This is a genomic window from Methylobacterium phyllosphaerae (genome assembly GCF_001936175.1).
GTDB lineage: Bacteria > Pseudomonadota > Alphaproteobacteria > Rhizobiales > Beijerinckiaceae > Methylobacterium > Methylobacterium fujisawaense.
Map to the genome: position 1 here is coordinate 5,654,030 of NZ_CP015367.1, position 20,659 is coordinate 5,674,688.

General features: G+C 66.6%; 20 protein-coding genes and 1 pseudogene. 2 read left to right on the plus strand and 19 right to left on the minus strand.

The features are described from left to right. Positions 1–1,130: 1,130 nt before the first annotated feature. The 8 genes and pseudogenes from MCBMB27_RS31040 to MCBMB27_RS25885 form a co-directional block, all read right to left on the minus strand. Positions 1,131–1,328, minus strand: a pseudogene (locus tag MCBMB27_RS31040) (sulfite exporter TauE/SafE family protein); the annotation flags it as partial. A gap of 523 nt (positions 1,329–1,851) precedes the next feature. Beyond that, the gene (locus MCBMB27_RS25855; RefSeq protein WP_075381605.1) at positions 1,852–3,039 is read right to left on the minus strand and encodes an MFS transporter; all 1,188 of its coding nucleotides are present in this window, start codon (positions 3,037–3,039) and stop codon (positions 1,852–1,854) included. Beyond that, the gene (locus MCBMB27_RS25860) at positions 3,036–4,370 is read right to left on the minus strand and encodes an NAD(P)-binding protein (RefSeq protein WP_075382117.1); all 1,335 of its coding nucleotides are present in this window, start codon (positions 4,368–4,370) and stop codon (positions 3,036–3,038) included. The genes MCBMB27_RS25855 and MCBMB27_RS25860 overlap by 4 nt, the downstream gene beginning before the upstream one ends. Before the next feature lie 48 nt (positions 4,371–4,418). Beyond that, positions 4,419–4,733 carry an ArsR/SmtB family transcription factor gene (locus MCBMB27_RS25865; RefSeq protein ID WP_075381606.1) on the minus strand — a complete coding sequence of 105 codons (315 nt, stop codon included), beginning with the start codon at positions 4,731–4,733 and terminating at the stop codon, positions 4,419–4,421. A 74-nt stretch (positions 4,734–4,807) separates the two neighbouring features. Then, positions 4,808–6,103: an arsenic transporter gene (locus MCBMB27_RS25870; RefSeq protein WP_075381607.1), complete on the minus strand. Its 1,296-nt coding sequence runs from the start codon at positions 6,101–6,103 to the stop codon at positions 4,808–4,810. Between the two features lie 97 nt (positions 6,104–6,200). Next, a complete protein-coding gene (gene arsC, locus MCBMB27_RS25875; protein ID WP_075381608.1) occupies positions 6,201–6,626 on the minus strand; it encodes an arsenate reductase (glutaredoxin) in 426 nt (141 codons plus the stop codon). Continuing rightward, complete coding sequence (locus MCBMB27_RS25880; protein ID WP_075381609.1) at positions 6,626–7,153, minus strand: arsenate reductase ArsC; 528 nt, start codon at positions 7,151–7,153, stop codon at positions 6,626–6,628. Before MCBMB27_RS25880 ends, arsC begins: the two co-directional genes overlap by 1 nt. Beyond that, entirely contained in the window at positions 7,146–7,505 is a 360-nt protein-coding gene (locus tag MCBMB27_RS25885) for an ArsR/SmtB family transcription factor (RefSeq protein WP_075381610.1), read from the minus strand. The genes MCBMB27_RS25880 and MCBMB27_RS25885 overlap by 8 nt, the downstream gene beginning before the upstream one ends. A 50-nt stretch (positions 7,506–7,555) precedes the next feature. Between MCBMB27_RS25885 and arsH the strand changes: the two genes are divergently transcribed. Then, a complete protein-coding gene (gene arsH, locus MCBMB27_RS25890) occupies positions 7,556–8,302 on the plus strand; it encodes an arsenical resistance protein ArsH (RefSeq protein ID WP_075381611.1) in 747 nt (248 codons plus the stop codon). 91 nt (positions 8,303–8,393) lie between these two features. Here arsH and MCBMB27_RS25895 read toward each other — a convergent pair whose 3' ends face one another. From MCBMB27_RS25895 to MCBMB27_RS25905, 3 genes are all read right to left on the minus strand, one after another. Continuing rightward, the gene (locus MCBMB27_RS25895; RefSeq protein WP_075381612.1) at positions 8,394–8,870 is read right to left on the minus strand and encodes a hypothetical protein; all 477 of its coding nucleotides are present in this window, start codon (positions 8,868–8,870) and stop codon (positions 8,394–8,396) included. A gap of 128 nt (positions 8,871–8,998) precedes the next feature. Beyond that, a complete protein-coding gene (locus MCBMB27_RS25900; protein WP_075381613.1) occupies positions 8,999–9,418 on the minus strand; it encodes a hypothetical protein in 420 nt (139 codons plus the stop codon). A 348-nt stretch (positions 9,419–9,766) separates the two neighbouring features. Further along, positions 9,767–11,590: a DUF3987 domain-containing protein gene (locus tag MCBMB27_RS25905; protein ID WP_083683727.1), complete on the minus strand. Its 1,824-nt coding sequence runs from the start codon at positions 11,588–11,590 to the stop codon at positions 9,767–9,769. A gap of 424 nt (positions 11,591–12,014) precedes the next feature. Here MCBMB27_RS25905 and MCBMB27_RS25910 point away from each other — a divergent pair, with 424 nt between their 5' ends. Next, on the plus strand, positions 12,015–13,025 hold the full coding sequence (locus MCBMB27_RS25910; protein WP_236952831.1) for a hypothetical protein: 1,011 nt from the start codon (positions 12,015–12,017) through the stop codon (positions 13,023–13,025). Here the strand turns inward: MCBMB27_RS25910 and MCBMB27_RS29815 are convergent. From MCBMB27_RS29815 to MCBMB27_RS25945, 8 genes are all read right to left on the minus strand, one after another. Next, positions 13,020–13,598, minus strand: a complete 579-nt coding sequence (locus MCBMB27_RS29815; protein WP_139231600.1) for a hypothetical protein — start codon at positions 13,596–13,598, stop codon at positions 13,020–13,022. The genes MCBMB27_RS25910 and MCBMB27_RS29815 overlap by 6 nt on opposite strands. Positions 13,599–13,654: 56 nt before the next feature. Beyond that, a complete protein-coding gene (gene istB, locus MCBMB27_RS25915) occupies positions 13,655–14,437 on the minus strand; it encodes an IS21-like element helper ATPase IstB (protein WP_170861908.1) in 783 nt (260 codons plus the stop codon). Further along, positions 14,437–15,675, minus strand: a complete 1,239-nt coding sequence (istA, locus tag MCBMB27_RS25920) for an IS21 family transposase (protein WP_075381867.1) — start codon at positions 15,673–15,675, stop codon at positions 14,437–14,439. Before istA ends, istB begins: the two co-directional genes overlap by 1 nt. Positions 15,676–15,774: 99 nt before the next feature. Beyond that, positions 15,775–16,422, minus strand: coding sequence for a hypothetical protein (locus tag MCBMB27_RS25925; RefSeq protein WP_139231636.1), 648 nt, complete (start codon positions 16,420–16,422; stop codon positions 15,775–15,777). 805 nt (positions 16,423–17,227) lie between these two features. Continuing rightward, positions 17,228–18,772, minus strand: coding sequence for an E2 ligase fold family C protein (locus tag MCBMB27_RS25930; protein ID WP_075381616.1), 1,545 nt, complete (start codon positions 18,770–18,772; stop codon positions 17,228–17,230). Positions 18,773–18,774: 2 nt separating this feature from the next. Further along, positions 18,775–19,194, minus strand: a complete 420-nt coding sequence (locus MCBMB27_RS25935; protein WP_236952832.1) for a Mov34/MPN/PAD-1 family protein — start codon at positions 19,192–19,194, stop codon at positions 18,775–18,777. Positions 19,195–19,259: 65 nt separating this feature from the next. Further along, positions 19,260–19,880 (minus strand): putative metal-binding protein, encoded by a 621-nt coding sequence (locus MCBMB27_RS25940; RefSeq protein ID WP_075381618.1) that lies wholly within the window; start codon positions 19,878–19,880, stop codon positions 19,260–19,262. After that, complete coding sequence (locus MCBMB27_RS25945) at positions 19,877–20,575, minus strand: multiubiquitin domain-containing protein (RefSeq protein ID WP_075381619.1); 699 nt, start codon at positions 20,573–20,575, stop codon at positions 19,877–19,879. Before MCBMB27_RS25945 ends, MCBMB27_RS25940 begins: the two co-directional genes overlap by 4 nt. Between the last annotated feature and the right edge of the window lie 84 nt (positions 20,576–20,659).

Consider the following 20,659-nt stretch of genomic DNA (forward strand, 5'->3'; position numbering starts at 1 on the left):
CGTCTGACAATAGGTGCGATAGAGACGGTAGCCGGGTCCCCGCGCGGTTCACTCCAGCGCGCACTTCATGGCCGCCGGCGCGCTGGCGCAGCTGAGGTAGCAGTCCTGCTGACGCGCGCAGAAACAAGAGAGTTGGCCGCTCTTGAGACATGCGCCGCCGCATCGCTTGAATGATCCCTGCAGCGGTTGGACCAGTGAGGCGTCGGTGAGCACTCGGCTCTGACCGGCTGCGGGCATGGCATTCGCCGTCGTCGCGGTCGTCAAGACCGCACAGGTCAGCATCAAGACTTGGAGCGCGCGCTTCACGGGCCTACACCGGACACCATTGCCAAGTGTCCGATGTAGACCGGTCGCCACGGGCGTCGATTAAATACGGGTTCACGCAGGCCCAGAGTGCCCGGCGGAAGCTACGCGGCTTGAGACCAAGCCGTCACCGCCCCCTGTGATGAGACGCGAGTTCCGGGCTCCTCATCGTCCGCAGCCCAGCGGCATTCCAGTCGGCCGCTCATCGGGTCGAGGGACCAACTGGCGCGCAGAGTAGGGCTCCGGACCGGTGTGGCCGGAGGCGTCGCAGAGGTGACGGACACCAGCGCGGCGATGCCGTGCTTGGCGTTGACCGGGAGAGCGCGGGCACGGGCGCGCGCACGGATCGAGACGATCGTGTTCATGGGGCACCTCTTGTGGTCCGGCCGTCCGTGCGGCCAATCCCGGAGGTGCGCCGGGTCAGGCGTCCAAGCGGGAAGCGGTCGGCGCGAACGGCGCGGACAATCGACTATGACTGTCGCTTGGCATGGGGGTTCAGGCATCCTGAAGGTGAGATGCGCGGAGCCGCTTGCGGCGGATCCGGGCACCGAGGCGCGATGACACCGGCGTTCGTCCCCGTCAAGCACATCGGCCGGCGACGACGGCACGCTCACCGACCCGTGTGGGAAAGATTGCAACGGTGCGCCGCGCTCCGCTGATCTGGAAGGGTGAGGCGGCGTGCCCGCGAGGAACGTCCCGTCTCGCGATCACCATAGGCGGGCAGCCCATCGCGTCTTTCGATCTTTCGGAACGGTCCTCGCAGGCCGGTCGCGCTGTGGCCTGTCACGATCGGCGATGATTTCGCGATCGTCACAAGCCGCGTTGGATCAAGCGTGGTTCCACACCTTGAAGGCCGAGATCAGCAAGATCGCGGCGAGCATCGGCAGCAGGATTGTCGTGGGTACGAGACCGAGGAGGTGACCCCCGACGAAGGTACCGATGATCGACCCGACCGCCATCGTCAGGAGGAACGATCGGTTGCGCCCCAGGACCGCAAAACTCTGATCCCGGCTATAGCGGGTGCCGGCGACATTGAGCGGCAGCGCCCAGGCATTGCCGACCGCGACAGGCTCGGTCGCACCCCGGAAACCGGAGATGAACTCGTAGGCGAGGTAGGCACCGAACCCGAGCAGCAGGAGGGCCGAGATCCAGTCGAGCCAGTGCAGGGCAATGGCATAGGAGGCGATCTGCAAGACGGCAGCCAGCAGGCCGATCCCGACAGCGCCGAGCACGGAGCCGAGTGCGACGCTGCGCCAGCCGAATCGGTAGGCGGCGGCTACAATCACGCTCGCGGCGATGAACAACTCCGTGAACGTCACCTGGAAGGTGATGAGCACGCCTAACCACGACACTGTCACGCGGTACCTCCGTCGCGACGGCTAAGCCGCACTGGGGGCGTTCGCAACCGACCTCGTGTCACGATTGTCGGATTTGTCGGGCCGCTACGCGCTTGGGTACGACGAAGGGCAATGGTTCGCCTTTCTTGCGCTAAAACCGACTGACAATAGGGCCAATAGTGGCAATCGGTCGGTCCGTCGTACCCCGTGATCACGTCGCAGCGGCAACGGCAGAGCGCCGCAACGTCCAGAGCCCCGTGATCAGGCCGAGATTGGCGAGCGCAAGGACGGGCAGGATCCACCACAGGACATCGGCGCTCGCGTGGGTCAACACGTACGCTCCGGCCGGCGGCGCAAGCGCCTGGGCGATGAGCCCGGGCCGGGCGAGGCGACCGACCACGAGCGGGTAGCGCGCCGGGCCGAACAGGGCCAACGGCACGGTACCGCGCGCAATCGAGTAGATGCCGTTGCCGCCGCCGTAGAGAACCAGCCACAGCCCGACGCCCGGGAGCCCCAGGGCGAGCAGGGTAAGGCCGAGCGCGACCAAGACGAAGGCGGCCGTCAGCGTCCACAGCGGATGGTGACGGCCCTTGAACGAGATCTCGACGATCCGGGCTCCGACCTGAGCTGGCCCGATCAGCGCACCGTAGGAGACGGCGGACGCCAGCGCGACGCCGCGGGCCTGCAGCAGCGTGATCAGATGGACGGAGACCAGCGCCATGATCGCGCCGCCGAGGATCAGCACGCCGGCGAGAAGCAGGAACACGCGTCGCTCGCGGGCCGTCAGGGAGATCGCGTCGGACTTCCGATCCTCAGTCGTCGCCGGCAACGGCGGCGGCTTCGGAACGAGCAGCAGGACCAGCGGTAGCGTGACGACGAGGTGCAGGGCCGCGTAGGCGAAACACGCTCCCCGCCAGCCGACATGCGCGACGAGGAACGCCGAGAGCGGCCAGCACACGGTGCTGGCAAACCCGCCCCAGAGGGTCAGGCTCGTGATTGCCGGTCTGGCGGTCGACCCGTAGAGGCGACCGAGCGTGGCGAAGGCCGGGTCGTACAGACCGCAGCCCATCCCAGCCCCGAGGAGCAGCCAACCGGCGAGGTACACGGGCAGCGCAGGGGCCAACGCCAGCGTCGTCAGACCCGCCGCGAGAAACAGCGCCGCGAGCGCCAGGACGGGGCGACCGCCGTGGCGGTGGATCGCCGTCCCGACATACGGCGAAGCGATCGCCGCCACGAGGAGCCCAAGCGCCAAGCCGCCGACGACCCAAGCCAATGGCCACCCCGTGCTCTCTGCGATCGGCCCCGCGAGCACGGCCGGCAGGTAGAACGAGGATCCCCAGGCAAGAATCTCGACCACGCCGAGCGCCGAGACCACCGGCCAACGGCGTTCCCCACTCATGCGGCCTGACCGCAGCAGGGGGTGGCTTCGGAATCCGGGTCCGGTTCTCCGCAGCAGCTCTCGCCCGAGCGCGACGTCGAACAGACACCCGTCTCCGGGAGGCTCAACTGCACGGCATCGGCGGCGGCGAGATCGCCGTCGAGCGCCGCCACGATCGAGCGCACCTGCTCGTAGCCGGTCATCATCAGAAACGTCGGCGCGCGACCGTAGCTCTTGATGCCGGCCGTGTAGAACCCCGGCTCGGGGTGCGCGAGTTCGCGATGGCCGTGCGGATAGACCGTGCCGCACGAGTGCACATTCGGATCGATGAGCGGCGCGAGCGCGCGGGCGCTCTCGAGCCAGGGATCGAGGTCGAGGCGCAGGTCACGGGTCAGCGCGAGATCGGGTCGCTGGCCGGTCGCGGCCACCAGGGTGTCGACCGGGCCAAGCACCCGGGGGCCGCAGCATGTCTCGCCTTCGACCGACAATCCTGCTCCGTCGGCCCTCACCCCCGTGACTGCAAATCCCTTGGTGAGGCGGACGCGGCCGCTCTCGACCAGGCCGCGCAGATTGCTGCCGAGCGCGCCGCGCGCGGCGAGCTTGTCGTTTGCGCCGCCACCGTAGAGCCGCGTCAGATCCGAGCCGCGGGTCGCCCACAGGATCACGGTGCCCTCGGCGTCCTCGGCTAGCCGTGCGAGGTCCAGCAGGACATTGGCCGCCGAATGGCCTGCCCCGACGACGAGCGTCGTCTTGCCGGCGTAGACGCTTCGGTCCCGACCCAGGACATCGGGGATGCGGTAGACGATGCGATCCGCCAGCTCGGCTTCGCCCGGGACGGGAAGGCCGTTGGATCCAGCGGGGTTCGGGCTCGTCCAGGTTCCGGAGGTGTCGATCACCGCGCGGGCACGGTCGCGCCTGGCTCGGCCCAGAGGATCTGTCACCGCCAGAACGAAAGACCGTGCCTCGCGGCCCTTCGACACCACCTTGTCGATGCCGTGGCGAGCAATCGCGTCGACGCGAACGCCGGTCTCGACGACGTCGGCCATCGGAGGTGTCGCAGCTAGGGGTGCGAGGTAGGCCTCCACGAGATCGTGCCCGGTCGGATAGCCCTCCCGGGGCGGCTCCGACCACCCGCTCGCCAGCAGGATCCGCCGGGCTGCCGGGTCGATGTTGAACTCCCAGGGCGAGAACAGTCGGACGTGGCCCCAGTCGCGCACGTTCGCGGCGACGGATTGTCCGGCCTCGTAGACCTTCACCGGGAGGCCGCGCTCCAGGCAATGCGCCGCAGCCGCGAGGCCCACGGGTCCTGCGCCGATCACCGCGATCGGCAGCGTCGAGAGCGTATCCGTCATCGCATCCTCCATTAATTCCAGAAATATCGAATTAAAGGACCGAAAAAATCAGGCTGCGGTGCTCGTGCTGGCGCAGCCCGCGTCGGCGCAGCACTCGTTCACGAGGAAGCCGACGAGATCGTTCATCGCGGGATAGACGGCCCGGCAGATGAGCGAGGTGGCGTGGCGCTCCTGCGTCACCAGACCGGTGAGGATCAGCCGGTGCAGGTGATGGGAGAGCGTCGAGGCGGCGATGCCCAGGCGCTCCTGAACCTGACCGACCGGCAGGCCCGCATGCCCCGCCCGGACCAGCGTCCGGTAGATCGCAAGGCGGGTTGGGTTGCCCAGCGCCTCAAGCTGCTTGGCGGCTTGTTCGAGGTTCATGGAAATAAGCTGCCTGACGGACCATGCCGGGTCAAGAGACTATTTCGATAAGCCTGGAAATACGATCGTGCTGGCTACCGAACGCCGAGCAGCGGCAGCCAGGCCGCGAGCGCCAGCAGCGCCACGAGCAGGACCGGGGGCGTGATCACGAGGCCGACCTTCATGTACTGGCCCCAGGTGATCGTCTGGCCCTTCGACGCAAGAACGTGCAGCCAGAGAAGCGTCGCGAGGCTGCCGATGGGCGTGAACTTCGGCCCGAGATCGCAGCCGATGACGTTGGCGTAGACCATGAGTTCGCGGGTCAGCGGCGCGAGATCCGGAGCCTGCTGGATCGACAGCGCGCCAATCAGGACGCTCGGCATGTTGTTCATCACCGACGACAGGATGGCGGCGGCGAAACCGGTGCCGATCGTCGCGACCCACGGGCCGTACCCGGCCAGCCAGACGAGCCCTCTGGCGAGTTCGTCGGTCAGGCCGGCGTTCCGCAGGCCGTAGACCACGAGGTACATGCCGAGGCTGAACAGCACGATCTGCCAGGGCGCGCCGGTCAGCACCTTGCGGATCGGGATGGTGCCGCCGCGCTTGGCGAGAAACAGCAGTACCGCCGCGCCGGCACAGGTGACGACGGAGACAGGCACGTTGAGCGGCGCGGTCACGAAGTAGGCGACGAGCAAGAGGCCGAGCAGCGGAAACGCCGCTCGGAACACGGTCCGGTCACGGATCGCGTCGGCCGGCGGCTCGAGCTCTTCCACCGGGTACGAGTTTGGCACGTCGCGCCGGAAATAGGCCCAGAGCACGACGAGGGTGGCGGCGAGCGAGACGAGATCGACCGGCACCATCACGGCGGCATAGCGCCCGAAGCTGACGTTGAAGTAGTTGGCCGAGACGATGTTCACGAGGTTCGAGATCACCAGCGGCAAGCTGGTGCTGTCCGCGACGAATCCACAGGCGACGATGAACGCCAGCGCCGCCGCGGGCGGAAAATTCAGGCGCAACAAGATCGCGAGCACGATCGGGGTCAGCAGCAGGGCCGCGCCGTCGTTGGCGAACACGGCGGCGATGGCCGCGCCAAGCAGGATCACCAGCGGGAACAGGAGCCGGCCGCGCCCGCCGCCCCAGCGTGCGACGTGCAAGGCCGCCCAGTGGAAGAAGCCTGCCTCGTCGAGCAGGAGCGAGATGATGATCAGCGCGACGAACGTGAACGTCGCGTCCCAGACGATGTGCCAGACCACCGGAATATCGCCGGGATGGATGACGCCGGTCGCCAGAGCCACGGCCGCGCCAGCCAGCGCGCTCCAGCCGATGCCGAGGCCCTTGGGCTGCCAGATGACGAAGACGAGCGTGACGAGGAAGATGGCGAGCGCGAGCATCGCGGCGGAATCCTGACGTATGCGAGGACTGCGCGCGCGGCGAGGCAAGGCGGCCTGGCGACAGGCCACCCCGCGCGCGATCTGGGTGGGAGTTGAGTTAGGCGGTGGCGACGCGGCGACCGTGCTCATCGACGACGCGCTCGCCGTCTTCCTTGACGAACTCACCCTGCTGGACCGGCAACAGGTCGAGCACGGCCTCGGACGGCCGGCACAGGCGAACGCCCTTCGGGCTGACCACCACCGGTCGGTTCATGAGGATCGGATGGGCGGCGATCGCGTCGAGCAATTGCTCGTCGGTCAGAGCCGGATCACCAAGGTTCAACTCCGCGAACGGCGTACCCTTCTCGCGCAAGAGGTCGCGCACGGCGATGCCGGCGCGCGCGGCGAGTTGGCGCACCATGGCTCGGCTCGGCGGGGTCTTCAGGTACTCGATGACGTGAGGCTCGATCCCGGCATTGCGGATCATCGCCAGGGTGTTGCGAGACGTGCCGCACTCCGGGTTGTGGTAGATGACGATGTCCATCACGCGACCTCCGGGCGCGGCGAGGTCGCGCCCTCTTGCTGACCGATCTCCCGGACCTTCGACGAAAGCGCGACCTGATCGAGGCTCCCGATCGGCAGGGCCACGAAGGCCGCGATCCGGTTCTTGAGGTACCGCTGGGCGGTGACGAAGGCGCGCTTGCGCGCGATCTCCGACCCTTCCACCGCAGCGGGGTCCTCGATGCCCCAATGGGCGGTCACGGGCTGGCCCGGCCAGTACGGGCAGGCTTCGCCGGCGGCGTTGTCACAGACCGTGAACACGAAATCCATCACCGGCGCGTTCGGCCCGGCGAATTCATCCCACGACTTCGAGCGCAGCCCATCGGTCGGATAGTCGCTCTCGCGAAGGGTCTGAAGGGCCAGCGGATGGGGCTCTCCCTTCGGCTGGCTGCCCGCGGAGAACGCGCGGAAGCGGCCCTGGCCGTCCTTGTTGAGCATGGCTTCGGCGAGGATCGAGCGAGCTGAGTTGCCGGTACACAGGAACAGGACGTTGTAGACGCGCTCAGGCATGGGCGGTGTCTCCAGTGGTGCAATCACAAGCGGACAGGGCGGCGACGACGGGCGCACAGACCTCCGGGTGGCCCTGGCAGCAATCGCGCATCAGGAAAGAGATCAGGTCGGACAGCGCCGGATAGGCGGCGCTGTAGATGATCGAGCGGCCCTCACGCCGCGAGGCGACGAGGCCTGCGTGGCTCAGTTCTTTCAGATGGTGAGACACGGTCGCGGCAGAGACGCCAACGGCCTCCGCGAGGACGCCCGACGCTTGTCCCGCCGGGCCGGCGGTCACGAGCGCCCGCACGAGGCGCAGGCGATGCTCCTGTGCCAGGGCCGCGAATGCGGCGAGGGCTTGCCGTTCATCCATTCTTGCTGCAATCATCAAATGACAATTTGATTGTACAAGAAAGATCGAGCGTGAACAAGCCTCAGCAACCTTTTGCGGATGGGATGCCGAACCTGAGCGAGGCGCATCTCATGGTGCCGACGCGCGACAGCGTCGAGCGGACGACGCCGTTCACGCATGCGCCGCGGTTCCTGATCCTCTACGGCTCTCTGCGCGAGCGCTCGTTCAGCCGCCTGCTCGCCTACGAGGCGGCGCGCCTGCTCGAAGCGATGGGAGGCGAGGTCCGGATCTACCACGCCGACGGCCTGCCACTGCCGGACGACACGACGGCCGACCATCCCAAGGTTCAGGAACTGCGTGATCTCTCGATCTGGTCCGAGGGCCACGTGTGGGTGTCACCGGAGCGGCACGGAAATCTGACCGGCGTGATGAAGAGCCAGATCGACTGGTTGCCCTTGAGCGAGGGCTCGGTGCGGCCGACGCAGGGGCGCACGCTCGCGGTCATGCAGGTGTCCGGCGGTTCGCAGAGCTTCAACGCGGTCAACAGTCTGCGGCTGCTCGGTCGCTGGATGCGGATGATCACCATCCCGAACCAGTCGTCGGTGCCGATGGCCTACAAGGAGTTCGACGACGCCGACAGAATGAAGCCGGGGCCGCTCTACGACCGGGTCGTCGATGTCTGCGAGGAACTGATGAAGTTCACGCTGCTCACCCGGGAGCGGGCCGACATGCTGGTTGATCGCTACAGCGAGCGAAAGGAGCGTGAGCCGGACCGGCTCAAAGCGGTGGCCGCCGATATCGGCTTTGCGAAGCGCTGACGGTCGGCCATAGGCGATCTATCGTCAGAATTGTCGGTTGTGTCTCGCGAAACAGGTGTGGGACCGCCGAATGGCGGCCCCACGGTCTCGATTAGGCCGCAAGGGACCACTTTTCGGCGTCAGCGGGCTTCTGCTTGTAGATCGTGCCCGCGAAGTCGATGTGGAGCTCGGTCCACCCGCTTTGGTCCCGAAGCGCCAGGACCTCGAAGTGCTTGGGCTTCTGGCGTGGATCGCCGTGGGTCTCCCAGCCGGACTTTCGTGCGGCGGCGAGGACGACGTTCACGTCGGCCGGGCCGTTCGCTGGCTTGTGGCCCGGAGCGTGGTTCGGCTTCTTGTGCTCAATCGTCACCGGAGCGCGACCGGCGGTCTCGATCCGGGTGACCTTGATCTCGGAGGGACGACGCTCGCCCTCCAGGGATACGGGCAGTCCCGGCGAGAGCGAGAAGGCTTCTGCGCCCTTGGGGCCGAGATCCGCTAGGTGGGTCGCGCCTTCTGCTTCCAGGGTAAACCGGTGTGCGAAGACGTGCGTGATCGTGCCCGACAGGGCGATGGTCTCGTTGTGCGGCATGATTTTCTCCGTAGAGCGCCTTGCCTGAAGCGCAGTCCGGAGATCAGGGGCTGGGCGGCCGATTACAAGGGCCGTCAGTTCGCAGCGGCGAACACGGACCGGTGATCGAAGCACATCCAAGCTCGCATTCAGCGCGTGTAGTAATACGTGGCGCAGAGACTGGGATCGTCCTCACCCTGCGGCTGCATTTGGCCAGAGAACACCGCGAGGGTGAGCCCCTTGCCGCCGTCGCTGCGGTAGAGTGCGATCCAGCGCGCCGCTGGCGAGCACAAGGTGTTCCCGCGCAGCAGGACAGGATTGACCTCACGGGTCACGCGCATGATGCGCGCGGGCTTCGGCCCCCCGCTCGTCCCGAAAGCCTCGACGTCGGCGGCGACGGCCAGCGGGAAGATCTTGCCGGCGGCCACAAGTTTCGTCGGGGACAGGGCGATATCGCCCGTGATGGCGGTCGCGGTCCGGCTCGTCGCCGACCAAAGCTCTGTCGCAGGGGCAGCGCCTGCCGATACCGTGAGGGAGATGAGCAGGACGGCTGCGAATGCGGATTGCATGGGGACCTTTTCCTTAGGCTGCTGAGCCGGACCGCGTTGCGCCGGTGACGCTTCGCAAGGTCGGAGATAGGTCGCCGTCGGGACGCGCTAGGAGGATATGGGGTACGACGGAACGTCATGATGGAATGAAACTGCGAAACCATCCCGCAGATAGGTCAGATAGGGCTTTTAGCTTTTTGGAGCGGCGACCTTCTAGACCTATCCAACCTATCTGCGGAAGGAATTTTGGATCCTCCGGACGCTATCTGCGGGCGGATCGGTGAGATAGCTTTTTCGAGAGGACCGCGGATCTTCGGCCTCTGCATTCCTCCCGCGTTCACCTCGTACCCGTTCTGGCGAAGCGCAGATCTACGCCGCGGTCGGCCTCAGAGCTTGAGGATTGACGAGGTACTCTTCCCGCATACGCCCTTTGGTGTTTCCCTCGCGCCGGAAGTCCGGCCTGATCAGGCCAGCTTCTATCAGAATCTCCAGGGCGTCATTGCGGTAGCGCGCCTCGTCAAGGCGCTGCGTGGCATGCCTCTTGATGTCGGTGAGGTGAAATCTCGTCCAGCCGTGTTCGTGTATCAGTCCGAGCAAACCGCGGGCGTCGCCCTCGGCATCGGCTGTGGCGACGTGCTGCCGAAGTCGCTCGGCATTGGCGAGACAATAGTCCTCAACGAACCGGATCGCGTCGCGCATGACGTCGCGCTCGATCGTGTCCGGCGGCGGTCCCACCGGGTCGGCGCTCCACCGGAGATGGGCCAGCACGTTGCTGATCCTCAGGGCGAGGCCGGGAGCCTTATTGAGGCACGATCTGCGCCACGCAGTCGTCGCGCTGCCGGCATGGGCCATCCGCCTTTTGAAAGCGACGAGGTCTGCCTCGGCGTCAGGGGTCGCCCGCACGTAGAACGGCGTGTTGCTTTCGTCCTGTTGGAGACCGTCGATCGCTTGCAGGGCCGTGAGAGCACGTGCGTTGTCGGGGAGCTTCGCCACCCCGTCATGCAGCGTCTCGTCCGCAGTCAGCCCGTCCCCCCAAATCCATAGGATTCGGTGGGCCATTCCGTCGTCACCCAGCTTACCGTCCCGCGATAGGAGATCTTTGATCTCGCTCGGATGGGTCCCGCCCAGCAGTCCGATCGATAGACGTGGGATCTCAGTCTGGGCGCGGACGCCCCGGCGCAGATCGTCGGCTTTGCGGGCGACGCTGAGACTGGCCCCGTCGAACGCCTTGTTCCAGAAGCCGCGCGCGCCCTGGCTGCTCTTGTTGTTGTAACGCGCAAAGCTCCCGAACCATGTGCTCAGTTCATCGGTCTTGACCATGAAGCCGCGTGGCAACCCGGACGCATGGGCTTGGACGGCCTCAGGCGTCACGTCGTCGAAGAATAGGCTGTGCGCAACCAACTCCGCCGGTGGCTTGCCCAGTGCTGGGCGTATCGGGAGATCTTCCGGCAGCGGCGTGTTTGTCCTGAAGGCTTGGCCCACGACATTATGGATCAAGGTTTCCCAGTGCTTCGACATGCTGCGCGATACGGTCACCTTGAGGTCGCGCAGGTCTCTCAAGGCATCGTTTTCGGCTCGTCTAAGATCGAGGATCTCTTGGACGAGATCGACCACCGGGGCCATGCTCGGAGACTTTGCGGTGGCCGAGGGGCCGATCAGGGCTACCCAGAGGACACCGGGATGCTTCCACGTCCGCGTCCCTTGCGCCCAGCGGACGTTGGCGAGCATGCCGCCGACGACAGCGAGGAGAGTTCCAGCAGTGAAGTTCACACTAGCACCGACACCGGAGGCGGATGTCCGGCACCAGTCGGCCCAGAATTCCCCGAATATCTCAACCGGAAACGGCAACGCCGGCGCGTTCTCGTTTGGCAACAAAGAGAGATCCGGATTGGCCCAACTCCAAGCCTTGTCCGTCCCTAAGGGGCGGACAGGTTCGGGTTCTGGGTCCGGCTGAGCCTGTTCGTTCGGTTCGCCGAGGGCTGCGAGCCAGGCAGGATCTCCCTCGCCGAGACTACGGGCGAGATGCCGGGCGTCCGCCAATCCGAGTTCGGCGATCGCCGACAGGTGCACCATCGGCATATCGTCGGGACCCGCATCCATGATTTCGGCGAATAGGGCCTTGCTGATCTGTAGGCCTGCCAGCCCGACGGTCCCGGGGTCTTCTCCATCAGGGGACGGCGTGTCGTTCGACATCGTGGGGCTCTGCGGTGGTCGTTGAACCGCAGGGTCACGGTCGCCTATTAAAGCTCAGCTTCCGTCCCGGATGATCCCCGCAGTTCAGCGGATCGGCGCTGCGCACATGCTGAAGGACCCATTTCGGTCCGGACGGCGGAACGTGAGCACGATGACGACTAATTGGCCTCTGAAAGTCTCATGCGGGTTGCATGAGGGAGGCGGGCGATGGCCGTACTCAGCAATCGCCGCTCAGGGGCTGTGCCGATGGGCGCGCTACATCGCGACGGTCGCTACGGCTCAAACGCCGAACGGCTCAGGGCCGAACCACGTCGTCACGGGATCCGGCCCCCAATCACGCTAGCCTCTCTCGTCCGACGAATATCGAAGGCCTTTGACGCCGCCGCCCGACGTGGTTCACAGACAGGCCAGCGGAGGGGTCCCAATGGTCACATGGCGTCCGGGCGGCGAGATGTGTCCGGTCTGCCGCGGCGAGGGACGAGGCTCAATCTCCTACCCCGCCGCGATCTGCCGCGACTGCGAGACACGTCTCGTCGATTGGGACGGCCGACCGGTCGATATCGCCAACACGTCCCTCATCGGGACCGGGATCCAAGTCGCGAACGGCGAGGAAGTCGTCGATGGCGATACCCCGATCTTTGTCGACGGGATCGCTTGCTGGGCGAGGGAAGCCCGCTTCGGGGGTGTAGTTGTCCAACCCGTGGCCGGATGGCTCTCACCGCCGTTTCCCGTTGCCACGGAGAGCCAGCGAAAGACGTTGGCGGAGTTCGAGTATGACGGGAGGGCCGTTCTGGATTTCCTGATCGCTGCGTCTCCATGGGGATCGATCGATCAGGCAATCGCATCGCTGTCGGTCTTCGCCCATCCCGACGTTGTAGCGGCGACGGGGCACCGGGCGATTTTCCGTACCGTGCGAGGCCGAATGGCCGATCGGGGCTCGATCATTGACGGCGTCATGGTCGACGACAATGCGAGCCCGGCGGCCGCCTTCGAGTGGAGCACGGGTCTGAAGCGCGGCACGACACGCGACCTGACCTGCTGCCACCTCTACGCGAGTTCGAGCGATCCAGACGCTTACACGGACCTACGCAACATCTTCTACGCGCCGAGCTTCATCGCGAAGCTAACCGACAGCCAAGCGGGGTCGCTCCCGGTAATGCACGCGCTTCACGCCTTAAGGTACCGGGCCTTCGCTCTGCACGGCTATTGTGGGCCGGGCAGCACGGCGCGACCTCTAAAGCCGGAGCACTACGACAGCCTCGAATGGGCCGACCCGGTGGGGGCCGACGCGACCGCGAGCGGATTGGAGGCCAAACTCCGAGCCCGGCTGGCCGATAAGCCGAAAGATCGGATCACCAAATCAGTGGCGCACTGCGGCTGGGTTTTCTCCGGCGGTCAGCCGGATCGGCTAGTGGTCTACAGTGGTCGCTTATGACGGGCCGGGATCCGCTTCGCTCACCGAAGGTCGCTTCTTGAGATGGTAGGCAATCGACCCCTCAGACGCAGGCCGTAGCCCATCTCGACTGGGAAAGACCCACGGGTATCCGGGCGAACGCCAGGACCCAGCCAAAGAGATCCATTCACGGAACACGTTGGCGAGTGGCTCATCGAGGGTCAGCCCTTCACCATCTTTCCAGAGCGTGACAGCCTTCGGAGTGACGGCCACCTCGGAGCGTTTGAGGGAGAGGACCCGCGAAAGCGGGAGGGTGAAGATCCGGGAGATGAGGACCGCGATCAGGGCCCGCGCCTCGACGACATCGCGTGTCCTGTGCAAGCGCTTCCGGCATTTGCGGATATCGGCCTGAAGCCGTCTTCTCTGAGCGGCCGGATCCTGACGCGGTTTCGCGATCGTCAGTTTGGGACCGTCCTCTGACGCGAGGAAGCTCAAAAAGCTTTGCAGTGACGTCCGGTCCCTGGGACGCGCACGCAACGCGTTGGCGACGTGGCGCTGGCTGAGGTCAGCGATCGGAGCGTCACCGAGTGCTGCCAACAGAGTATCAAGCGACATCCGGAACTGACCTCTTCGCGTCATGAGGATCTGACCCCTATGCTAATTTCACACGCCTAGACGGGTGTGGGTTGGGGGACCGCAGCCGCCTTTTGCAGGAGGCCGCTGCGACGCTTCTCACGAAGCCGGTAGCTGTCGCCGCGGATGGTGACGACGTGGCTGTGGTGCAGCAGCCGATCGAGGATCGCGGTGGCCACCACCGCATCGCCGAACACGCTCCCCCACTCGCCTACCGCTCGGTTCGACGTCACCAGCATCGCGCCCCGCTCGTAGCGGCGGCTGACGAGCTGGAAGAACAGATGCGCGGCATCCGGCTCGAACGGCAGATAGCCGAGCTCGTCGATGATCAGCAGTTTCGGCTTGGCGTAGTGCGTCAGCCGCTCCTCCAACCGACCCTCAGCATGCGCCTTGGCCAGCTGCGCCACGAGCGTCGTGGCCGGGGTGAACAGCACGCCATAGCCGGCCACAATCGCCGCGCGCCCGATCGCCACCGCCAAGTGCGTCTTGCCCACGCCGGGCGGCCCGAGGAACAGCACCGCCTCGCCATTGGCGATGAAGCGGCCGGTGGCGAGTTCACGGATCTGCGCCTTGTCCAGCGAGGGTTGGGCGCCGAAGTCGAAGCCGGTCAGGTCCCGCACGAAGGGGAAGCGAGCCAGACCAAAGGCCATGTCGATGCGGCGCTGGTCACGCCGAGCGACCTCACGCTCGCAGAACAGGGTCAGCGCCTCACGGATCGTCAGCTCGCCCCGGCCGGCCTCGTCGATCAGGCTATCGAGCTGATCGCGCATGGCCGTCAGCTTCAGGCGGTCGAGCAGCAGGGTGAGGTGGTCATGGTCCATCAGAAGCCTCCCCCGGCGACCGCCTCGTACTCGGCCAGCGGCCGCAACAGCGCCGGCGGCATGATGGGCGACGGGTCGAGCCGGTGAGCCGGTCGCTCTCGGCTACCCACAAGCCCGGCCAGATGGGCATCGTCGACGACACGGCCGTGGCGCCCCTTCAACGCGGCGTGCACGGCGACCTCACGTCCGCCGTGGTGGACGCGCACCACCGCTCCGCTCACGGTGACGCGAACCCGCTCGCCGATCAGCCGCCACGGCACCGAGTAGGCGTTGCCGTCGACGCTGACCGCGCAGTCTGCCCCGACCCGGCGCACGAGATCGCGTGCGGCGGAGAACGGCGGCACGCCCGCCAGGGGCTGCAGCGCCCGGGCCTCGTCCCGGGCGAACCGCGCGCCCGGCGCCTCACCGGTCGTGCCGTGCGCGCGCCGGTCGGCCACATCCCGCGTCCAGGCATCGAGATGCGCCTCCAGGGCGGCAAAGCTCGCGAAGCGGTGGCCGGCTACAGCGTTCCTTTTGACGTAGCCAACGCCGCGCTCGTCCTTGCCCTTCGTGCGCGCCCGGTACGGGGCGCAGGCCCGCACCCGGAAGCCCCAATGCCGGGAGAAGGCGTGCAACCGCGGATGCAGGATGACCTCGCGGCTGATCGGGTCATGGTGCAGGACCAGGGCGCGGGCATTGTCGAGCAGCACCTCACGCGGCACACCGCCGAAGGCCTGGAAGGCGCTCTCCAATCCGGCGAACCAGTCCTCCTGCCGCTCGTGGCCGAAGGCGCGCACGTGCAGTCGACGCGAGTAACCGAGCGTCGCAACGAACAGCGAGACCCGGGTTGGCACACCGCCGATCTCGATCCGCCGCTCGCCGAAGTCGATCTGCATCTGCTCGCCTGGCCGCGTCTCGAACCGCACGCTCGCCCGCGCGGCGATCACCAGGTCCCGCCGCAACGGCGCCACAGCCCGTTCCACGGTGCGCAGGCTGACGTGGATGTCCTTCTCGTTGGCGAGGTCCTGGCGCACGACGTCGGCGTTGCCGGCATGCTGCCGGAACCGTTCGGCCAACCAGTCCGTCAAGCCGTCGAGCCGCTTCGATCGTGAAGGCGTTTTAGAGGGGCGCCAATCACCCTGACGGAGCCAGTGCTTGACCGTGTTCTTCGAACAGCCGAGCTCGGTCGCGATCCGCTTGGCACCCCAGCCCAGCGCCTTCAGCCGCACCATCGCCGATACGTCGTCCGGCGTCTTCATCTCGGCCCTCCGCGGATCGTCTGTCCGCTGAAGAGCCTGATCTTCGTTCCTGATCATCTCGACCTCCTCGCTCATCGAGGGGGTCAGGTCCTCATGGCGTCAGGGGGTCAGTTTGCCGTGTCGCCTGACAAACAGAGTAGCGGCGGCCGTCAGCGCGATGCGCTGGGAGATCGGTTTTCGGTCCCGGATCGCGAGGTGATCGCGATAACGGTGGAGCACTGGCCCATTCAAGCCCTTGCCATGCGTCGTCAGGATGGCCGCGATGCGGTCGAGTTCGATCAGGGTGCGAAGCTGCGCCTGGTCCCACGCGAGCGCCCCGATCGTCGCCCAATAGGCAATCATGGGTTCGACGCGGCGAAGGGCTCCCTCTCCGAGCGCGGCGAAGACCGTCTCCATCGCGAGGTCCGGAGGGTCTGTCACGTGAAGCGTGATACGACGGCAGGCGGCGGCTGCGCGGGCGATCCGATCGTCCGCAATTTTGGCCTCGAGCGGGAAGATATCGCTCGTGCAGTAGGCCCTGAACAATTCCGCGAGCCACGGAAGGGAGATCGTTCGAGCTTCTTCCCCGATCCTTACCCTCCTGGCGCGGGCTTTTGAGCATGGGTAGCAGGGCCCGTAGCCGCTACCGGGAACGATCTTTTTGCACTCCGGGCATCGATGCGTGAGACCGACCGCGCAGGCGAGGCACAACTGCTTGTTCGCCATGATGACGCGTTGGCGGCCACAGATCATGCAGATCGCACCCATCGTCGTTGCGCTGCCTCAATGAACGCGAACGCCTCCTCAGAGCCGGGCGAGGGTTTGGTCCTGGCCAGGGCAGTCGTTCGTCGAGTTCATGTTTTGTTCTGGTTTGCGGCGACTTTCAACCCAGCGCCAGGCCCTATCCTCAGGTTGTGGAGAACGGGGATGAACGCCTCAGTTTAAGCCGCGAATGGTCCAACACTTCAGCAGCTTAGCGGATTTGTGTGGCGGCCACTGGGGGTCGGCTCCTTCAGCTCCTGCCGTCGCTCCGAGGCGATGATTGGAGGGGCGAGCACACGTCGTACTCGGACCATTAGGTCATGCGCATCCGCCCGACGCGGGATCTTGAAGCTCGTCGGGGCCTCGCGCCACATCCAGGGAAAGCGATGGGCGAGGCCGTCGTCCTATTTTGTCAGGAAGTCGCGCAGTGGCTCCGGCTGGACGCTGCCGATGACGCCGATCGAAAGGTGCGGGATCCCAACCGGCGCGCGCACACCGTTCTTGAGGTCGCCGCCCTTGCGGATCAACTCTGGCAGGCCCCGCCCGCACCGTCGGCCGGAGCGGCATAACCGGCAAAGGCGGTCATGTATACGAAGGGGGGCTCATCGGATCGCGCGCGGCGAAAGAGGTGCAGATCAACACCCCCGACGGCAAGAATAGGCCGCGGAGCCTGGACTGCGACTGATACGATGTAATTTTCCCCGCCGTGCAGTCGTCCATGATCAGTCCGTACACGTGCGTAAGTTTCCGCGGGAGCCCCGAGCCCGGTTCGTTCAGTCCGGCAACGCCCGTATGACCTCCACTGGTAGACTCACCCCGCTGATTGGTGGGCAGATGAATACTTGGCCTCATAAGCAGCCCTGAAGTCAGCATCTCCGCAGATGCAGCGGCCGGTGGCATCGGGCGCGTGTGGATCGGCAAGGTGTGTACCGAGGCGTCTGAGCAAGTTGATGCGCGTGGCGACCGTTGGCGCATCAGGTTCGCCCTGGGCATGCTTCACGAGGTCGGCAGCGAGCATGATTCCGGCGAGCGCCGACTGGAACGCCATCGGTACCGTGGCTCCGACCGGCCGTCTGCCATCGGTGAGCCGGAACACCACGCCGCCGCACACGGCGTGTTGATAGAAGCTTCGCAATGGCTGCCCCACGAAGGGTCGTAGGGGCTCAGGTGGAACGCCCAGCGCTGCGGCGATCCGCTCGACGAACACCTCAGTAACTGGTTCCAAGGTCTGCAGCATTCGGCGCACCTCCGGCTGCGCCTCGGGCATACCCAGTTCCTCAGCGATGCGATCGTCCTCGTCCTTCACCGCGTCGGCGGGGAGATAGAGGCAGGCGAGGCAGGGCTTGCCGTCCGCGAACCCGTGCCGTGAGACGCCGAGGTCGCCCTCCTGGGTCCAGGCGTTGACGATCCATCGGGGGAGGGCACTCTGGACCGCGACGCGGTCGCGCGCCGTGTCCAGGGCGACGGCAATCCGATCCAGCCGCCAGTCGTGCCGCGCGGTGAGATACTCGGACCACGTCGCGCGGTGAGGTGCCACGCGCAGCCCCGTCCCAGTCAGCAAGCTGGCGGCGACTTCGACCTTCGCGCGTTCAACGTCAGCCTGTGCCGCCATTGCGTAGCGCTGCAGGTTCGACAGGTCGACGGCCTCGTGGTCGACTAAGTGCAGCGTTCCAGTCAGGGCGGGCAAACGGGCGAGGGCCCACACAGCCCCGTTGCCGATGGCCCCGAGGCCGACGAGATGTGCCTCGCCCAGGTCGACGTGGCCGACCTCGCCACCCGCGGACTCCGGTGCGGCCGGGCGGTAATCGCGCATGTCGAGGGCGATCTCTCGATCGAGTCCGCCGCCCCGGATCTGATCGGCAAACACGGCGCGGAATACGTTCGCGGCTGCGACGCAGGCCGCGCCCCCCGCACCGAACGGGTTGGCGCTCCGCCCGCACCCGACCGGGGCGGTCGGGGAGAACCGTGCGATCCAGCCGTCCGATCCGGCGAACAGCGCCTGGCCCGGCATGGCCAAAGCGGTGCGGCCGACGCAGACGGCGACGCTCGCCTGCTTGATGTCGCCCCCCAAATCGATGGTGGGGTTGATCGCTCTCGCGAGGCCGGACAGCTCGGCGACGCGTTCGGCGGCGTGGCCGTCGAGGGCGTGGATCACGAGGGTCGGGTACAGGCGGGCGAGCAGGCGGACCGTAAGGTCGAGCAGCGCCGCACCTTCCTGCGAGCGCGCGGCCTCCTTGTCGAAAGCGAGGCCGACGACCTGCGCCCGAAGCCGCTCTGAAAAGGCGGCCGTGCCGAAGTCCGCCAGGACCTGCGAAGCGGCGGTGGCGGCGCGGTCAAAAAAGTTCGCGAGGGCCATGATCAACCCGTGATGGTAATGAGGCGCGTTAGCGCGCCCGCGGGGACCCGTGCCCAACGGGCGCGGGCGTCGAGTCGGTAGGCGGCGGTGTCGGCAAGCGCGAACGGGCGGGCCGCGTAGTCGGGCACCACGAGCGACAGGTTGCCGATCGCGGTGGCGATCGCGAACGCGTCATCGGTGTCCGAGTGGTACGCCCGGCCGGGGTGGCTGTGGACCTGTCCCAGCAGCGTGAGCTTCTCGCGGTGGAGCCGGACGTTGATGCGGTGGAGCTCGTCCGGGCCGATGCAGACGCATACGCCGTCGTCGGTGCGGACGTGGCGCTGGGAGGGGACCCAAGTCTGCTCGACCGCGAACCGGTCTCCGTCCTGGCGGCCGACCCAAAGAGCCAGCCCTTCATGGCCGGCGCGGCCAACCGAGCGCATGTGCTCTTGGGCTGCGTCCGCGCACGCCCGAGGGAGCGTGATCGCCCGCACCGCCGCGAGCCCGCTCACTCCGGGACGCGTTCGAGATTCAATCCCATCCCGATCGCCGGCATCCGCGCGACCAGCTGGTAGTGCTCGATCGGGTTGACCCCGTGGCTCCAGATCGTGTCGAGGATGAAGGCCAAGGAGCCTTCGCCAGAGCGGCGGTGCAGAAGCCATGCGTCACCTGTGTGCGCGGGGTTGTCGTGGTATTCCCGGACGCGAGGCAGGCACAGGAATGGCGGGTCGTCGGGCGAGTTGAACTGCATCAAGTCCGTCGCCGGCATCTGCCCCATCTGGATGAGCTGGAGGTACATCTCCTTTGGCATCCCCGGCGGAATCGGTGGCCGCCGCAGCATGTTGATGTTGAGCTCGCTCGCCTTGATCGGCGCGCGTGTGAAAGGGTCGACGAAGCGCACCGAAAGCGGCTGGACGTCGTAATCGGTGAAATCGACGACCACGCAGGCGACGATGGGCGACGGGCGCAGCTTAAGGGCCGCGAACATCACGCACACCTCGGGGAACTCAGCGTCGAGCAGGATCTGGCCGCGCTTGCGGTAGGTCCCCTCTAGGGCCCGATAGGCGGTGACCTCCCGCGCGAACTTCGCCCGGGAGACCACGGGGTCGACGGTCTGCGGGCCGCTCACCCGGCGACCCCCGCCTTGAGGCTCAACCACACGAGGTCACAATCGTGCAGCCCGACGCCAGCGACGGTCTGCGTCAGGTCGTACGGGGTGCCCTGCTCGTCCTTCAGCTGCCACTCGTCCTCGGGCCGCCCGACGTTCTCGGACTTCCGCAGCGCCTCCGTGCGGACCTGCGCGAGCAGAGTGTCCGGGCGGACCTTAAGCGCGATCTCGGTGCCGTTGACGACCACCTTGAGTGTGATGTCGCGGGCAGCGGGAGCGCGCCGCTCAACCGTTTGAAAGTGCTCGACCCCCTCCCGCGCGAGGTCGAACATCTCGTGATCGGCCACGCGGACGTCGTCGGCCCCGGGCAGTACGAGGTACACATCGAAGGCGGCGGGATCGACGCTGGCGAGCTTTTTCAGGACGACGCCCGTGATCCGGCGGACTGGCCACTCCTGATCCTGCCCGTCGATGAAGAAGCGGTAGAGGGTGTCGCTGCGGCACACCAGGAACCGCTCGACACCGTGGTGGCGCAGATCGAAGGTCTCGTCGAGCCGCAGCGGCTCCAGCGCGTTATCCGGCAACAGGGCGAGGGCGGCGTAGTCGTCGACGGGGTGCTTGCCCGCCGCCTTGATGATCTGCCGCCCCGTGGGTACCGGGTCCGTGAGGTGGACCTCGGTGAAGTTCAGGTTCTCGTCGCCGATCTGGACCGCCATGCGGTCCTCTCCATGTCCGTGCATCGTACTCTCGCCGCCCGTGGGCGGCCCCGCGGCCGCCCTTCTGATCCCTCCAGCGCGGCG

Excerpts from the sequence above, each read along its gene's own strand:
- MCBMB27_RS25880 (WP_075381609.1), bottom strand. The coding sequence starts at position 7,153 with ATGCCTGAGCGCGTCTACAACGTCCTGTTCCTGTGTACCGGCAACTCA.
- istB (WP_170861908.1), bottom strand. The coding sequence starts at position 14,437 with ATGGACCATGACCACCTCACCCTGCTGCTCGACCGCCTGAAGCTGACG.
- MCBMB27_RS25935 (WP_236952832.1), bottom strand. The coding sequence starts at position 19,194 with ATGCGCTCGGTTGGCCGCGCCGGCCATGAAGGGCTGGCTCTTTGGGTC.
- arsC (WP_075381608.1), bottom strand. The coding sequence starts at position 6,626 with ATGGACATCGTCATCTACCACAACCCGGAGTGCGGCACGTCTCGCAAC.
- istA (WP_075381867.1), bottom strand. The coding sequence starts at position 15,675 with ATGAAGACGCCGGACGACGTATCGGCGATGGTGCGGCTGAAGGCGCTG.
- MCBMB27_RS25860 (WP_075382117.1), bottom strand. The coding sequence starts at position 4,370 with ATGACGGATACGCTCTCGACGCTGCCGATCGCGGTGATCGGCGCAGGA.
- MCBMB27_RS25910 (WP_236952831.1), top strand. The coding sequence starts at position 12,015 with ATGGTCACATGGCGTCCGGGCGGCGAGATGTGTCCGGTCTGCCGCGGC.
- MCBMB27_RS25925 (WP_139231636.1), bottom strand. The coding sequence starts at position 16,422 with ATGGGTGCGATCTGCATGATCTGTGGCCGCCAACGCGTCATCATGGCG.
- MCBMB27_RS25865 (WP_075381606.1), bottom strand. The coding sequence starts at position 4,733 with ATGAACCTCGAACAAGCCGCCAAGCAGCTTGAGGCGCTGGGCAACCCA.
- MCBMB27_RS25905 (WP_083683727.1), bottom strand. The coding sequence starts at position 11,590 with ATGTCGAACGACACGCCGTCCCCTGATGGAGAAGACCCCGGGACCGTC.
- MCBMB27_RS25885 (WP_075381610.1), bottom strand. The coding sequence starts at position 7,505 with ATGGATGAACGGCAAGCCCTCGCCGCATTCGCGGCCCTGGCACAGGAG.
- MCBMB27_RS25895 (WP_075381612.1), bottom strand. The coding sequence starts at position 8,870 with ATGCCGCACAACGAGACCATCGCCCTGTCGGGCACGATCACGCACGTC.
- MCBMB27_RS25855 (WP_075381605.1), bottom strand. The coding sequence starts at position 3,039 with ATGAGTGGGGAACGCCGTTGGCCGGTGGTCTCGGCGCTCGGCGTGGTC.
- MCBMB27_RS29815 (WP_139231600.1), bottom strand. The coding sequence starts at position 13,598 with ATGTCGCTTGATACTCTGTTGGCAGCACTCGGTGACGCTCCGATCGCT.
- MCBMB27_RS25900 (WP_075381613.1), bottom strand. The coding sequence starts at position 9,418 with ATGCAATCCGCATTCGCAGCCGTCCTGCTCATCTCCCTCACGGTATCG.
- MCBMB27_RS25930 (WP_075381616.1), bottom strand. The coding sequence starts at position 18,772 with ATGGCCCTCGCGAACTTTTTTGACCGCGCCGCCACCGCCGCTTCGCAG.
- MCBMB27_RS25870 (WP_075381607.1), bottom strand. The coding sequence starts at position 6,103 with ATGCTCGCGCTCGCCATCTTCCTCGTCACGCTCGTCTTCGTCATCTGG.
- MCBMB27_RS25945 (WP_075381619.1), bottom strand. The coding sequence starts at position 20,575 with ATGGCGGTCCAGATCGGCGACGAGAACCTGAACTTCACCGAGGTCCAC.